Source organism: Pseudobacillus sp. FSL P4-0506, from assembly GCF_038003025.1.
Taxonomy (GTDB): domain Bacteria; phylum Bacillota; class Bacilli; order Bacillales; family Domibacillaceae; genus Pseudobacillus.
On record NZ_JBBOOI010000001.1, the window covers coordinates 2227168 to 2242015 of the forward strand.

16 protein-coding genes and 1 riboswitch are annotated in these 14848 nt (G+C 40.4%); of the genes, 12 read left to right on the forward strand and 4 right to left on the reverse strand.

Annotated features, from left to right (window positions below; all coding sequences use genetic code 11):
- Positions 1–59 precede the first annotated feature (59 nt).
- The 3 genes from MKZ02_RS11050 to MKZ02_RS11060 all read left to right on the forward strand — a co-directional run bounded on the left by MKZ02_RS11050 (position 60) and on the right by MKZ02_RS11060 (position 2728).
- Positions 60–1214 (forward strand): saccharopine dehydrogenase family protein, encoded by a 1155-nt coding sequence (locus tag MKZ02_RS11050; protein ID WP_340853551.1) that lies wholly within the window; start codon positions 60–62, stop codon positions 1212–1214.
- Between the two features lie 62 nt (positions 1215–1276).
- The gene (locus tag MKZ02_RS11055) at positions 1277–1933 is read left to right on the forward strand and encodes an amino acid ABC transporter permease (protein ID WP_120037803.1); all 657 of its coding nucleotides are present in this window, start codon (positions 1277–1279) and stop codon (positions 1931–1933) included.
- Positions 1934–1972: 39 nt separating this feature from the next.
- Positions 1973–2728, forward strand: coding sequence for an amino acid ABC transporter ATP-binding protein (locus MKZ02_RS11060; protein ID WP_340853552.1), 756 nt, complete (start codon positions 1973–1975; stop codon positions 2726–2728).
- 452 nt (positions 2729–3180) lie between these two features.
- Here MKZ02_RS11060 and MKZ02_RS11065 read toward each other — a convergent pair whose 3' ends face one another.
- The 3 genes from MKZ02_RS11065 to MKZ02_RS11075 all read right to left on the reverse strand — a co-directional run bounded on the left by MKZ02_RS11065 (position 3181) and on the right by MKZ02_RS11075 (position 5403).
- Positions 3181–3366: an aspartyl-phosphate phosphatase Spo0E family protein gene (locus tag MKZ02_RS11065; RefSeq protein WP_120032367.1), complete on the reverse strand. Its 186-nt coding sequence runs from the start codon at positions 3364–3366 to the stop codon at positions 3181–3183.
- Positions 3367–3638: 272 nt separating this feature from the next.
- On the reverse strand, positions 3639–3992 hold the full coding sequence (locus MKZ02_RS11070) for a response regulator (protein WP_340853553.1): 354 nt from the start codon (positions 3990–3992) through the stop codon (positions 3639–3641).
- 75 nt (positions 3993–4067) lie between these two features.
- Positions 4068–4155, reverse strand: a riboswitch (cyclic di-GMP riboswitch).
- Positions 4156–4545: 390 nt separating this feature from the next.
- Complete coding sequence (locus MKZ02_RS11075; protein ID WP_340853555.1) at positions 4546–5403, reverse strand: manganese catalase family protein; 858 nt, start codon at positions 5401–5403, stop codon at positions 4546–4548.
- Positions 5404–5571: 168 nt separating this feature from the next.
- Here MKZ02_RS11075 and MKZ02_RS11080 point away from each other — a divergent pair, with 168 nt between their 5' ends.
- The 9 genes from MKZ02_RS11080 to MKZ02_RS11120 all read left to right on the forward strand — a co-directional run bounded on the left by MKZ02_RS11080 (position 5572) and on the right by MKZ02_RS11120 (position 13733).
- Positions 5572–5961 (forward strand): hypothetical protein, encoded by a 390-nt coding sequence (locus MKZ02_RS11080; RefSeq protein ID WP_340853556.1) that lies wholly within the window; start codon positions 5572–5574, stop codon positions 5959–5961.
- A gap of 65 nt (positions 5962–6026) precedes the next feature.
- The gene (locus MKZ02_RS11085) at positions 6027–6374 is read left to right on the forward strand and encodes a hypothetical protein (RefSeq protein ID WP_340853557.1); all 348 of its coding nucleotides are present in this window, start codon (positions 6027–6029) and stop codon (positions 6372–6374) included.
- Positions 6375–6580: 206 nt separating this feature from the next.
- Positions 6581–7054 carry a pantetheine-phosphate adenylyltransferase gene (gene coaD, locus MKZ02_RS11090; protein ID WP_120032359.1) on the forward strand — a complete coding sequence of 158 codons (474 nt, stop codon included), beginning with the start codon at positions 6581–6583 and terminating at the stop codon, positions 7052–7054.
- A gap of 536 nt (positions 7055–7590) precedes the next feature.
- The gene (locus tag MKZ02_RS11095; protein WP_340853558.1) at positions 7591–8661 is read left to right on the forward strand and encodes an Ldh family oxidoreductase; all 1071 of its coding nucleotides are present in this window, start codon (positions 7591–7593) and stop codon (positions 8659–8661) included.
- A 351-nt stretch (positions 8662–9012) separates the two neighbouring features.
- Positions 9013–10008: a TRAP transporter substrate-binding protein gene (locus MKZ02_RS11100; protein ID WP_340853559.1), complete on the forward strand. Its 996-nt coding sequence runs from the start codon at positions 9013–9015 to the stop codon at positions 10006–10008.
- A 12-nt stretch (positions 10009–10020) separates the two neighbouring features.
- Positions 10021–10593 carry a TRAP transporter small permease gene (locus tag MKZ02_RS11105; protein ID WP_340853561.1) on the forward strand — a complete coding sequence of 191 codons (573 nt, stop codon included), beginning with the start codon at positions 10021–10023 and terminating at the stop codon, positions 10591–10593.
- A gap of 18 nt (positions 10594–10611) precedes the next feature.
- Positions 10612–11892: a TRAP transporter large permease gene (locus tag MKZ02_RS11110; RefSeq protein WP_340853562.1), complete on the forward strand. Its 1281-nt coding sequence runs from the start codon at positions 10612–10614 to the stop codon at positions 11890–11892.
- A 336-nt stretch (positions 11893–12228) separates the two neighbouring features.
- Positions 12229–12849 carry an SAM-dependent methyltransferase gene (locus MKZ02_RS11115; RefSeq protein WP_120032351.1) on the forward strand — a complete coding sequence of 207 codons (621 nt, stop codon included), beginning with the start codon at positions 12229–12231 and terminating at the stop codon, positions 12847–12849.
- A 143-nt stretch (positions 12850–12992) separates the two neighbouring features.
- Entirely contained in the window at positions 12993–13733 is a 741-nt protein-coding gene (locus MKZ02_RS11120; protein WP_340853564.1) for an IS3 family transposase, read from the forward strand.
- A gap of 72 nt (positions 13734–13805) precedes the next feature.
- On the opposite strand, the gene MKZ02_RS11125 is transcribed toward MKZ02_RS11120, so the two are convergent.
- On the reverse strand, positions 13806–14663 hold the full coding sequence (locus MKZ02_RS11125; RefSeq protein WP_259455571.1) for a pentapeptide repeat-containing protein: 858 nt from the start codon (positions 14661–14663) through the stop codon (positions 13806–13808).
- Positions 14664–14848: the final 185 nt, after the last annotated feature.

Sequence of the window (14848 nt, forward strand, 5' to 3'; positions counted from 1 at the left end):
GGGTATCTGACTCTTCAAGATACCCCTGCTCTTTTAAGACTAATAAGGGGGTTGTTGATATGCGTGTAGCTGTTTTAGGAACTGGAATGATTGGTACAACCGTAGTAAGTGAACTTGTGAAGTTTTCTAATATTGAATCCGTTCTTGCAATCGATGGAAATTCAACTAGTGTAAAGAAATGCTTAGAAGTTGCTAATAACCCAAAAGCAATTGGAAAAGAAGCTTCTCTTCAGACGGAGCAAGCCATCGAAGAGGTGTTGAAAAATGTAGATATTGCGGTGGCATGCTTGCCGCATTCCCTAAGCTTACCAGCTATCAAAGCGGCTATATCAGCCAAGTGTCACTTGGTAGATCTCGTCGGATCAAACTTCGAGGAAAAAATGAAATTAGATAAACAGGCAAAAGAAGCAGGCGTGATTATCATGCCAGGCTGTGGTGTAGCCCCGGGGATAACGAACTTTCTCGCTGCTCAAGGGATCGAATTGCTAGATGAAGCAGACGAGGCAGTAATGATTTGTGGAGGGATTCCAAGATATCCGGTGCCTCCATTATGGTACCAAGTAGTATTTCGATTAGAAAGCGTATTAGGACTTTACACAAGGCCTGCGCTGGCGGCCGAAAACGGCGAGCTGGTCGAACTGCCTCCATTGTCGGGATTGGAAAAGTTAACGTTCCCTGATCCTGTAGGTCATTGTGAAGCAGTCATTACAGATGCACATAGCACGGCCTATACGCTCAAAGACAAAGTGAAAAAGCTATATGAGAAAACTGTGCGCTATGAAGGTCATTGGGAGAAGATGGATACTCTGAGACAGTTAGGGTTTTTAGATGAACAGCCTATAGAGATTAATGGGTATCAAATTAGCCCTCGCGCTTATTCAGAAAAAGTATTGGCCCCAAAAATGCAAGGAGGCTCTAAGGAAGACATTACCGTTGTAAGGGTGGAAGTAAGTGGCATAAAGGATGGACGACAGACAAAATATACATGGGAAATGATTGATCTATACGATCACGAGAGGAACATTACATCCATGGCAAAAACGACTGCTCTCCCAGCCATGTTAATCACTAATTGGATCGCATTGAAAAAGGTAACAGATGCGGGAGTGGTGCCTATTGAAAATGTCATCATTAAGGAAAAATTCAACCCTTTTATAGAAGAGTTAAGCAAGTTAGGGATTGAGATATTCTTTAAAGAAGAAGCGTTAGTTTGACGGGGATTTTCCCTTTCAGCATATTCTTTGAATTGCAAGATAGTGAGATTGGAGGAAGCTTCATGGATTTATCAATAATCATTGAGTCTTTGCCAACATTATTAAATGCCACCTTAATGACGATCTTTCTGGCGGTAGTATCCATTTTAATAGCTCTTGTTCTTGGTTTTTTAACAGCCTTAGCAAGGATATCAAAAATCAAATTACTAGAGGTTGTGTCGTCGGCTTACGTGTCTATGTTTCGGGGAACGCCGTTATTGGTGCAAGTTTTTGTGATTTATTATGGCTTACCTCAAGTGAACATTGAGTTAGATCCTATCCCTTCAGGTATTCTTGCGTTGAGCTTGAATGCCGGAGCTTATTTGTCAGAATCCTTTCGTGCTTCCATCTTATCTGTTGATAAAGGCCAAATGGAGGCTTCTGTATCTTTGGGGATGACGTATTGGCAGGCTTTAAGAAGAATTATTCTTCCTCAAAGTCTTCGTATTGCTATTCCAACTATGTCCAACACATTTATTGTTCTGATTAAAGATACCTCCCTTATATCCGTTATTACCGTTACAGAGCTCTTGCAAATGTCATCTCTTCTTATCGCTAAAACATTTGAGCCGTTAACGATTTATTTATTAGCAGCTGCTATTTATTGGATTATTATTACGGTTTTTTCTATCATGCTCGACAAATTAGAAAAACGTACTTCCCAGCATATTGCGCTTTGAAAATACAGCTTCTCAATATCGATGTAAAGGGAGAGGTCTATGAGTATTATTCAATTAACTAATCTTAAAAAGAGATTTGGCACGAACGAAGTTCTTCGAGGCATTGATTTAACGGTCAATAAAAGTGAAGTAGTAGTGTTAATGGGTCCAAGCGGCTCTGGTAAATCTACCTTGCTTCGCTGTTTAACCTTTTTAGAAGAACCGACAGAAGGGGTCATCCAAATCGGAAAGCATGAAGTTTTAGCAGACGGAGTATCCAATAGAAAGCGAAAATCGGAAATCAGAGAGTTACGAAAAAGCACAGGATTTGTTTTTCAACAATTTAATTTGTTTCCACATAAAACGGCTATTGAAAATGTAATGGAAGGGCCCGTAGTTGTTCAAGGAGTGAAACCCGAGGAAGCAAGAACGTTGGCAAGAACATTACTTGAAAAAGTCGGGCTCGGTGAACGATGTGATCACTATCCTTCTCAGCTTTCAGGAGGACAACAGCAGAGGGTAGCCATCGCACGCGCGCTTTCCATGAAGCCGATGGTCATGCTCTATGACGAACCTACTTCTGCATTAGACCCAGAGTTAGTGAGGGAAGTACTCCAGGTTATGAAAGATTTAGCACAAGAAGGGATGACCATGGTCGTAGTAACACATGAGATGAACTTTGCGAGAGAGGTCGCTGATCGTGTTATTTTTATGGATGGAGGAGTTATCGTAGAGGAAGGCACCTCTGAAGAAATATTTAGTCGCCCTAAGGAAGAACGGACGAAACGATTTTTAATGCGCGTAAAGGAAGAATAGAGAGTGATTCATCCTTTTATAGCCATCCTTCCATAAATCATTGTTAAGCAGCCTGGCCTGTCGTTTGATAAATAAGATAATCAAACGACAGGCCAGGACTTTTTATTGTTTAACTGCTAGAAAAACAGAAACAGCGCTAGAGGGCGATTAGTGGTATGATATTCTAACCTTATAGCAGGAAGAGTCTGTTCGTCATATTCATTAGAATGATTAAATAGGGTGATTCTCTCCTTTTTAATGGAGTAAGAAAATAACGAAAAAGCCGGACATTGGCCCGGCTAATCAAGGTTTTTCTCGTTGGTATTGGCGTGTGAAGGTGGATGCCGTAACCCTGATTGCAAGTAATTTACCCAGAAATGAGCGAGATATGCAAAGAAAACTGGGGGAATTTCTAATCTATTAATAGAAAAGCAAACGATAGAAGGCAGTTAGATTAAAAACCAATAGTCTGCTCAGTTAGTTTTTGATAGGCAAGGCCAGGTAACCAGTTGATATTTATTAATAAGCTCGTCCAATTCTTCGCTATATTTTAAAGTCTCATCATCATCGAGCCCTTTGCGCAGGCCAGTTGAAATCATTAAATGACGCACCTGATTGATTCGAATACTTAACTCTTCAAGTGTTTCCTGTATAACCACCTTTTATCTCTCCTAATCATATATCTGAAAATTCACGTTCGTACGCGTTTGGATATATTATACAACCAGAAAAAATGAAGAAAAAGTGTTTCGACAGAAGATTCAAAAAAGTTACATCATTTGATGAAAAGAAAAATAGAAGTCCTTCATAGCTTGCGACACCCCCTTTAAAAGGAAGAGAGAAGCTAAGGATAAGAATAAAACAGAATGCTATAAAGATAGGAAAAGTTAAAATAATCTCAAGAACAGCTACTGCTTTAGTCTGTCAGAAATTAATTTACATTATTCAGCACTGGAATTAATCGATCAAAGTAAGGTTTCACAATAAAATCTTTAGCTCCTATTTTTAGAGCTTCCATTATAAGCTGTTTTTGGCCCAGAGAAGAACACATGACTACTTTCGCAGAAAGATCCAATGACATAATCTCCTTTAAAGCTTCTATACCATTTAATTTATTCATCGTAATGTCCATTAAAACTAGATTCGGCTTATAAAGAGCATAGGAATCTATCGCCTCTAAACCATCGGCTGCTTCTAATACTTCATAACCATTGTCCTTTAAAATGCTTTTTAGCCAAGTTCTCATAAAAAGTGAATCGTCAACGACTAATACTGATTTCTCCATATTTCACACCTTCACTAAAATTTACAGTACATTCAGAGAAGGCAATGCTGTATAAGCAAGTTGAAAGATATTCAACTTGGCAACCCGGCTGCCATGACAGAATCACTGTTGTAGGCCCGTGGCTTTGCGTCCCCCATTTTCATGGAGTTTGCCCTTCAATGAATTATAGCAATCGTTCAATAGATGAACAGTGGAGTGCCTATAATAAAGCGACGTAAAAGAGACAAAGCATGTGAAAGTTACTGTTCAATTGCTTGTTCTTCAATGGATAAAACGCTTGGCATATATTAGACTAAGAGTCCACGACTATATTACTATTTATTTAGCAGAAGGGCAACCGGAATAATGAAAAAAATGCAAAAAATAGTCGAAATATGTCACTTGAAAATTTTAGATGAAAAAATATAGAAACGAAAGGAAGGCTGCCCTCCATGTTAGTCTAATTGGAAGAGGACAGCCTATTTTATAGGTTTGACTAAAGTATAGCCGGGACAAAAAGAAGCTAAAAATCCGTTTTGCTGTCAACTAGTAGGATTTTTGTCTAAACCTACTTTTAGAAATTTAAATCCCTTGTTCCAGGGCTATGTTCGTTAGGCATCTCTGGTAAGGCTGGAACAGGAAAACCTTTCGGCGGATCTATAACCGACAGGTCTCCCTTGTTCCGGCTCGGTGATGGTCCTTGGAAAATCTCACCGATTCTTGTTGGATCCAATCTAAAGTTAAATTGGGCATTGTGATACCCCATTTCCACATACTTTCTGCATTCAGGATATTTATTGATATCATAATTAGGAACAGGGAATAGCTTACCCCAATCAACGCCCAGTGTCTCGAGTGCCTTTGCAAAAGCATTTTGGTGGGCGTTATCCCTGACGATTAAAAAAGCGAGTGTTTCACGGAATGTTTGGTTGGAGCTCATTTCATAAATGCGTGTTTTTTGCAAAACTCCAGTAGATTCAAGAACTAAGTTATCAAGCAGGTCCCCAATGAGGTTCCCGTGGCTGTATACCCACGATCCATTCCATGGATTTCCGCTCGCGTCTACGGGAAGGGAGGCCTGGGCGCCAATAATATAATGGTGGGGATTGGCATGCCTAACCGCATCATCAAGAGGAGCCCCGTCCACCCCAGCATTTCCCGGAACAGCAGATTCTCCCGAGCCGTTCAGCAATTGATTAATCGTATTTTGAACAAGCTCTACATGGGCAATTTCTTCTAAGAATATGCCGCGGAGCAAATCGCGATATTGGGTGTCTTTTCCTCTAAAATTAGAGCTCTGAAAGAAAAATTGCATCATGGTTCGCATTTCACCAAAATGACCACCCAAGATCTCCTGCAGGACTTTTGCGGCTTCAGGATCGGGCTGATCAGGATTAATAATATTGATTAATTCCTCTTTATAGTAGTACATCGACTTATCCTCATTTCTAATATAGAGTCCAATCAACATATATCTTGTGACAAACGTTCTCATATTATTCTTTCTCACAAAAACAAGCTAATAACCTGAGAAGTTTGTCCATTCAAAAACATTCCTGAGGAATAAATTATAGTAAGAAACAGAAAGGGGGGATAAAGCATGAGTGAAATATGGTTCCCAGGCAACAACCGAGGCAATAGAAACCGAGGCAACAATGGCAACAACGGAAATTCAAGATCTAATTCAGAAAACCGCGTAAGAACAAATGTGGACATTGAAGATGATATTGACGTAAGAAGCAATTTGCAAAATAGAGATGAAATTGATTTACGAAATGACAATGATAATGACAATGACTTGAAAAACATTGACCGTAATACAAACATTGCAAGAGTTTCTAACAGCGGTAATACGAGTGTCCGTTTCGATATTCGTGTTGATTCAGATTCTACTGCAAGGGTACGCTCAAGAGCAAATTCAAATCAAGATCAAGACCAAGACCAGGACCAAGACCAAGATCAAGAACAGAATCAACGATTTGATATTTAATGTTATAGGGTGGGAAGAGTCAGCTGTTCTTTCCACCTAAAAATGAATGGAAAGGAGAAAATAAAATGGCTGAGCCACAAAGATTTCCATTTGGCTATAGAAATAGCCGACCATTTTGGGAAAGAAGAATGGATGACAATGAATTCAGACAAGCGGAAGTTGAAAATAGCGGAAATTCTGATGTTGATATTCATGTCATAGTAGAGATGGATACTAAACCGGTTGCTTATGCGATGCTTTGCTCTTTATTGGCGACTAAGCAAATTAATTATAAAGAGTTTGAGGACGCTTTAAAAATATTAGATGGATTGTTAAAGAAAGATGAAAAAGACCGAGCAGAAAGCAAGGATAGAGGTGCATCCAAAGTTAAGCTCTTCCATCCAACTATACGGAAAGATGACCGGTATGAATAATATCGCTCTCTCTCCGATTTACATATATGAATGGAAGGGAAATCTGGAATTCAAGTAGCATCTTAAGCTGTCCAAGGAATAAAAAGAAGACCTTGCCAGGCCGCAATGGAGTAAAAGAGTATTGGATAAATTAACATGGAAAAGATAAAACTATTCCAATCACACCGAGGCAAATGTTATTACTAACAAAAAACCAGGAGAATGAAATGAAAGCTATATACCCAGGAAGCTTTGATCCGGTTACAAATGGACATATTGATATTATCAATAGAGCAAGTGATTTTTTCGATGAGCTAATAGTAGCTGTCATGGTGAATTCGAAGAAAAGTCCTCTCTTTTCTATTGAAGAGAGGAAGGGGATGATTGAAAGAGCGTTCGTTGGCAACGAAAAAATAAAAGTAACGGCATTTCAAGGCTTGCTTGTCGATTATATGAAGAAAAACGATATAAGGGCCATTGTTAAAGGCTTAAGAACAGTAACGGATTATGCGTATGAAGCACAAATGGCCATGGTGAATAAAAGCTTATACAGAGGAGCGGAAACATTTTTCATCCATTCAAGTGAAAAATATTCCTTTCTTAGTTCGAGTATCGTAAAGGAAATTTACTCTCATAATGGCAGCGTATCTGAATACATACCAAGTCATGTAGAGAAAGCCCTGCAGGAAAAATTAAAATAATGCCTTCAGCAAGGAAGCCCATTTTTAAGGAAGGAGGCTTCCTTATTTTTATTTGGTGATTATGACAGGATTTGTCCAGAGAGTGGATGATAAGAAAACTTAAATGGGAAGCAAAAGGAAGGAGCAGTGAAAAGTATTTTATTTTTATAAGTAGTTCTGCTGTTTTATTATGACTACCAGTACCTATTTCATTGCTCAAAGCATGGAAAAAGGTTTTTTAAACATGGCCAACACTTACATACCGTTTCTAATTGACGCGCCTGCTAGCAGGCGCGTTTTTATAAATAGCTTTTAGAATTTTTAAACGAACAACCAGGCAAGGAAGCTCTCCGTTCTAGTGCATAGTAGATGACTGCTATAAAGTATAGAGTTTTCGTCATCTTAATATAAAAGAGTAGAGGATGGATAGCTTTTTTCATATTCATAATATTAAAACGACCAGTCGAAAGGGGAGGCGCCCTGTTGTTCAGTCCATAAAAAGTTCCTTGAATCTATGATCATTCAATTTTATGCAAGTATAAAGGAGAGAGCATGGAGTGTACAGTTATACAGCGATGGACTTAAAGGGTTTTTGTGAGACGGTGCTCGTAAAGAGTGGAATGGCAAAGGACGACTCGAAGATTGTAGCGGCCTCTTTAATCCAGGCAAATTTGGAGGGAATCGATAGCCATGGAATCAGTCGTCTGCCTATATATGTTAAAAGGCTGCTGGAGGGACGTATTAATGCGACTCCTGATATTCAGCTAAAAGCAAATAATTCGGTGCTTGTAGTGGATGGCCATAATGGACTTGGCCATGTAGTCAGTTATCATGCTTTGGTTAAAGGCATGGAAATGGTGAAGCAATCGGGAATAGTCGCTATTGCTATTAAAAACAGCAACCACTTTGGAGCTGCCTCGTACTTTTGTCAGCTAGTGTGCAAGCGGAATATCATTTGTATAGGTTTTACTAATTCTCCTTCTGGAATAGCGCCTTGGGGAGGAAAGCAGGCTTTTTTTGGCACGAATCCGATTGCTTTCGGATTTCCTACAGGAAACGATACACCCGTGATTATTGATTTATCAACGAGCGTAGTTGCAAGAGGGAAAATTATGGTTGCTGATCAGCAAGGAGATTCTATACCTGATGGCTGGGCAATCGATCAAAAGGGGGAGCCCACTAACAATCCTAAGGAGGCGTTAAAAGGCTCTGTCCTGCCTATGGGAGGGCCTAAAGGTTCGGCGCTGGCACTGGCAGTGGAACTCTTGGCAGGAGTGCTTTCAGGAGCGGCTTTTGGACCTTATGTTAAAAATATATATAACGAGGAAGAGGAGGATAAAGCAAATGTGGGACACTTTTTCATTTTAATAGATACGGAAAAGTTTATGGATTTAGAGACATTCTTTCCTTCCATACAAAACCTGCTAGAGGAAATGAAAAAGGTTTCCAAAGTACCGGGCATAAAGGAAATCCGTTATCCGGGAGAAAGAAGAAAGCGGGAGGAACAAAAGCGCAAGGAAACTGGCATTCAGCTAGCTGCTCCTCTGGAGAAAGAATTAATGGAAATAGGTGAACAATTCAATATAAAATTTCCGGCTCGAACTGTTACTCAAAGTATGGAAACTTAAGAGGTACTGTGGCTGGCTGATAGAAAACATGGTTTAGCTGCATAAAGCGTACAGCGGAACGGTTGATGGCCATTTGCTTGTTGAATGATATATTTATTGAGAATACAGAAGTGAGAAGGAACAAAATATGAAGGTTTTGAGGGATACTTATAATTAATCATTGCTCAGGGGCGAGAAAAAGTTTCTGCAGACATTCCCTTCTTTTTTTAATGTACTTGAACGCTTTCCTTATAAATATCATTAATAGGAGAAGCATTTTATAAGCTCTCTTTAGTGATTGGATAGAACGACAGTATCTCGGTCTATAAGAAGTTTTATAAATGCTTACCTCAGAAAAGGAGGGATTATTGAGTGAAACTTTACTTATCCTATCTGCTGATCATCCTTTTATTCATCCTGAGCGGGTGCTCCCATGCAACTACAAAAGGCAAAGCTGAGGCAGAGTATGTGTTGCGGCTGGGGCATTTGCAGACCGAGACACATCCCTATCAAAAAGGGGCATTAAAATTCAAAGAATTAGTTGAGAAAAGATCTAATGGGAAAGTCCGAATTGATATTTTTCCAAGCAGTCAATTAGGCAATGGCCGTGATCAAATAGAAGGTGCTCAAATTGGCTCCATTCATTTTCACATTGGCTCTGTTGCTCCAGTAACAAATTTTGCCCCAAAGTTCAATCTGCTTAATTTGCCTTACTTATTTGAAAGCAGGGAACACGCTTTTCGGGTCTTAGACGGAGACATTGGCCAAGAGATCGCAAGCGGTTTGGAAAGTAAAGGATTGCTTAACTTAGGATATATGGAAAATGGATGGAGGCACCTGACCAATAATAAAAAGCCGATTAAAACAAGTGATGATGCCTCCGGTTTAAAGCTTCGCGTTCAAGAGTCTCCTCCTTATATTTCTTTCGTCAAAGCTTTAGGATCTGCTCCGGTGCCTATTCCCTTTGGGGAATTATATACCGCTTTAGAACAGAAAGTGGTCGATGGACAGGAAAACCCTCTGGCCCAAATTTACTTAAATAAACTGCATGAGGTTCAAAAGTACCTCACCTTAACTGCACATAATTATGATGCTGCCATTTTTTTGATGAGCAAGACGACCTTCGATACGTTGCCCTCCGACCTTCAAAAAGTGATAAAAAAATCCGCTAAAGAAGCCATTCAATATGAAAGAAAACTTGCTGTACAAGAGGAAAAAAAGCTGTTAGAACGATTGAGAGAAAGTGATATACAGATTGAGGAGGCACCTGACCTGGCCTCATTTAAGAGAACGGCAGAGCCCGTATATAAAGAGTTTGAAGAATCAATTGGCAAGGACCTGATCCAAGAAGTGGAAAACTTAAAATAAAGGGTGAAAAAAATGAGAGGATTTTTCCCTAAACTTAGCTTCAGGATTGACCAGGCGAGCCGTGTCATAATTATTTTTTTATTTTCAGCAGCTTTTATTGGAACCGTCTATCAGGTGGTTTCCCGGTTTATTCTTCAAAGCTCTATAATAAAGGAAGCTCTTCCGATGATAGACTTCAGTGTATTTAACCTTACATGGATAGAAGAGCTGATACGTTATTTGTTTGTTTGGGTGGTTTTTCTTGGAATCGGAACTGTATATAAAAATAAAGGCCATGCACGAGTGGAAGTATTCATTAATCGCTTGCCTGAAAAGTGGAAAATGGGAATGGCGGGATTCATTGAAGTGATAAATTCAGCGCTGTTTGTATTTTTGATCATCTATGGCTTACGTATTTTAAAATTCACGAGCCAGCAAATTTCCCCATCCCTCGGGCTTAATATGATCTGGATTTACGGAGCAGTTGTAGTCAGTTCCGTTATATGTCTCATTCATGCTATTGCCCATCTGTCACTGCTAAAAACAAAAGAAGTAGAGAGCAGCGGATCGTCTGGGAGGAAAGCAGGAACAGACATCCAACTATAAAAAAGGAAGGTGAAGTAGATGACGATTGCAATTGTCGTAATTGCCCTTCTCTTTTTACTTATGACCCTCGGTGTCCCTATTGCTATTTCGCTTATTTGGGCCTCGATAGCCGGTTTTGTTACTAGCATTTATTACGTCCCTTTGGAGGTAGTGCCGCAGAGGCTGCTGACTTCAGTAGATTCCTTTCCTTTGCTCGCCATTCCATTTTTTATGCTGGCCGGGGAATTCATGATGGCAGGCAGCATGGGACAACGGATTGCCGGTTTTGCTTTTGCAACAGTCGGATGGATTAGGTCGGGGCTTGCCCAAGTTTCCACGCTAACAGCTATGTTTTTTGCTGGTGTATCGGGCTCAGGCGCTGCGGATACAGCTGCGGTTGGAAAAATGATGATTCCGATGATGGAGAAAAAAGGCTATGATAAAGGTTTTGCGGCTGCTACTGTGGCGAGTGCTGGCACAATTGCTATCGTCATTCCTCCTTCGATTCCCATGATTGTGTACGGAGTGACTGCAGGGGTGTCTATTGGAGATTTGTTCACTGCCGGCATTATTCCTGGCATTTTAATCGGATTATCGATTATGTTCGTCAATTACTGGATGACTAAGAAAAGGAATTATTTGGAGGAAAAAGGAAAATTTGAGTTTGTTTCTTTCAAAAAAGCACTGATGGAAGGAGTTTTGGCGCTAGTTCTGCCATTGATTATTATTTTTGGGATTCGCGGTGGGATTTTTACGCCGACAGAAGCCGGAGCTGTAGCAGCCGCTTATGCATTTGTTGTAAGTAAATTTATTTATAAAGATATGAAATGGAGTGATATGCCTGCCGCTTTCCTAAATGCAGCGAAGATGACAGCAATGGTAGTATTCATTATAGCTGGGGCCAATCTTTTTGGCTGGCTTCTGACGGCTGAACAGATTCCTCAACAACTTGCTTCTCTCGTCATGCACCTTTCCAGCAACCAGTATATAATTCTATTCTTATTTAATGTTATTTTCTTTATTGCCGGATGCTTTTTGAATGCTTCGGCAGCCATCACTATTTTAACGCCTTTGCTGTTACCGATTGCTATAGGAGTCGGGATAGATCCAGTTTTCTTTGGGCTTGTCATGGTGGTGAATTTATCGATAGGACTTATTACTCCACCTGTTGGTTTAGATTTGTTTGTCGTTAAGGGGATTGCAGACGTGTCATACGACAGGCTCATTCGTGCAGTCGTCCCATTTATTCTTATCATGATTGTCGACTTGTTAATCATTACGTATGTTCCACAAATTTCTATGTTTTTAACTACACTATAATAAAAAGTAAAGTGATCAACTTTTCATCCAATAGAGTTGATCGCTTTTACTGTGTAAACAAGTGTTTTGCTAAGCAGTCACATAAATGTTGATATACCCCTATGTGTATTTTATAATACTATTATGAGTAAGTACATCTAAAATGCGGAGCGACCTTGCTTGTAAATGGTTTCTAATTTTTTAAATTCTGTTAGGGCTGAGGACTTCTTGGACAGACTTTTAGCTGTGTAGGCCCGAAGAGAAAGGTTGTACACACGTATAAGTGCAAGAAGATGAATCATAATCCATTTTGCAAAAAAGATGGACAGAATGATTGGCATGAAAGGAGAGAGACAGATGAATAGGTGGAATAACCGATTTCAAAATGAAAAGTATGTATATGGAACGCACCCCAACGTTTTTTTAGAAGAGGTCCAAAAGAAACTGCAGTTATCAGGTGACGCATTAGCCATTGCAGAGGGAGAAGGACGCAATGCAGTTTTTTTAGCGGAACAGGGAATGAAGGTCACTGCTTGGGATTATGCTGAGTCTGGATTAGAGAAAACGAAAAAACTTGCTGCTTCAAGAGGAACAGTTGTTCAAACAGAGCTGGTCGATTTGAACGAGGCACAATGGGAGAGAGACCGATGGGATGAGGTCGTTTGTATTTTCGGGCATTTTCCAACAAAATTACGGCAAAAAACGCTTCGTAATATTAAGGAAGCGGTGAAGCCGGAAGGGTATTTTGTGACAGAGGTTTATTCTCTTTACCAAATTCCTTATAAAAGCGGAGGGCCGCAAGACATTGATCTTTTATATGCGCCGGAAGAGTTTTTAGAAGTATTTTCCGATTGGCGTATCATTCATTTTTTTATGGGGGAAGTAGTCCGGCACGAAGGAGAAATGCATAATGGTTTGTCCCATGTCATTCAAATTGTCGCTCAAAAGCCAGAAAGCAAGCACAGCGAAAAAAATTAGTTGATAAGACGTATATATAACAAGGAACTAAAAAGCCCTTCTTGTTTAAGGGGGACTGACCCCATAAAGTGAGACAAATAAAAAACACCTTTAAGTTGAAAACGAGTATGGGATACTCGAAAATAACTTGGAGGTGTTTTTCTATGGGGACAAGAGTCAGTTATCCAGCGGAAGTAAAAATGAAGGCTGTAAAAATGAGATTAGCTGGGGTGCCGGTCAAAGAAGTCTTAAAGGAATTAAACATTCGAAATAAGACACAGCTTAAAACATGGATGAAATGGTACAAAGCAGGCGAGTTTCATCGATTTGAACAGCCAGTGGGCAAGCAGTATTCCTTCGGAAAAGGGGCTGAGTATGAAAGTGAAACAGAGAAACTGAAGGCAGAAAATCGGTATTTGAAACAGCAGATTGAAGTACTAAAAAAGTACAAAGAATTGGAGAGGAAGTGGTCCCAGAAACAGCTGTATCTTTCAAGTATTCAGGATTTATTTAACGGCGAAATCATTGCCTATTCTTTAGGAAGCTGCCAGAATACAGATTTTGTGCTACATACGCTGGCCCAGCTGCCACCCCTCCCAGAGGGATGCATTCTGCACAGCGATCAGGGATCTGTGTACACATCTTATGCTTATCAGCAGGCAGTCAAAGAAAAAGGCATTACCATGAGTATGTCCCGGAAAGGGACACCCTCTGATAATGCCTCCATCGAATCGTTTCATTCCTCGCTAAAGTCTGAAACATTCTATCTCGACGAGTTGACAAGCACTACGACGGCTACCGTAGAGCAAACTGTCGAAAGCTATATTCACTATTATAACCATACCCGTATTCAAGCGAAACTAAACAATCAGCCACCGGTCAAATATCGGCAGCTGGCTGCTTAAAGGTGTTTTGATCCCTGTCTCAAAAATAGGGGTCAGTCCCGTCCCAAGTAAGAAGGGTTTTTTGACTCGTTGTTATGACCAATGTGCTGGAGGAGTTAGCGCGGAAGGGAGCTTGGTTTTGGTGTTTCCTTTCGCTGCATTCACTTGGGCTTGCGTAAGAAAAATACATCCTGTAAGATCAGCTCCGCTAAGGTCCGCATCCCGAAAATCGGCGCCGATCAGATCAGTTACTCTTAAGTCCGCTTCCCGGAGATCAGCAGCTATAAGGAGAGCCCCTCTTAAATCTGCTCCCCTTAGATTAGCGCCTTTAAGGTTGGCCCCGATTAGGTCGGCTCCTCTGCCGATAGGCTTTTGGCGTTTCTTAGCCCCTCTTTGTTTCGGGGATACCCCCGCACGTACGAGCTCGCTAGTACGCAAAAGCAGAAGGTTGATATCAGATCTATGCGCCGGTAGATCCAGTTCAGCAATAGCCTCAGGACTGAGATGGGTAAGCTGTTCTGTTTTCTCTAGAGCCGAGCGAAGTTCGTTATGGATGAGGGTGGCAGCTTCTAATGTCAGAGCTTCGGTTAAATACCAAAGCATCTCGTGAAGCTGCTGTACAATAGGGAATACATCAAACATTTGCTTGGCCGTTTCGGGGGCGCTTCGCCAATCTTTTCCTTTAAAAATAATTTGGGAAACTTTTTGTCCCGCGCCAAAGCATTCATAAACCGTGCAGCCTCGAAACCCTTTTTGTCTCAGGTCTTTATGAATACTGCAGCGAAAATTCGTTTGTAAATTCGAACAAGGAGCCCCTCCATCTTTATTCAAGGCAAAGTCTGCTGAAGCGGCAAAAGGTAAAGCAACGCAGCACAAGCCAAAACAGCTTCCGCAATCAGCATGAAGACGGTCCTGGCTGGTATCGCGTACTAAATCTTGTTGATTTGACACAATAGGGCACTTCCTTTAAATCCACATTACTGTCAAGTATTGAAGATGGGATTGTTATTTTATTCCTTTAATTCTCTAATCCTATCATTGCCGGTTTTCATGGTCAATTGCTAATTGCGAGAATAGGGGGAGTTTATAGTAAATCGGTTTGCTAGAGTAGGTCTGGCCAGTGTGTTTAACAACGT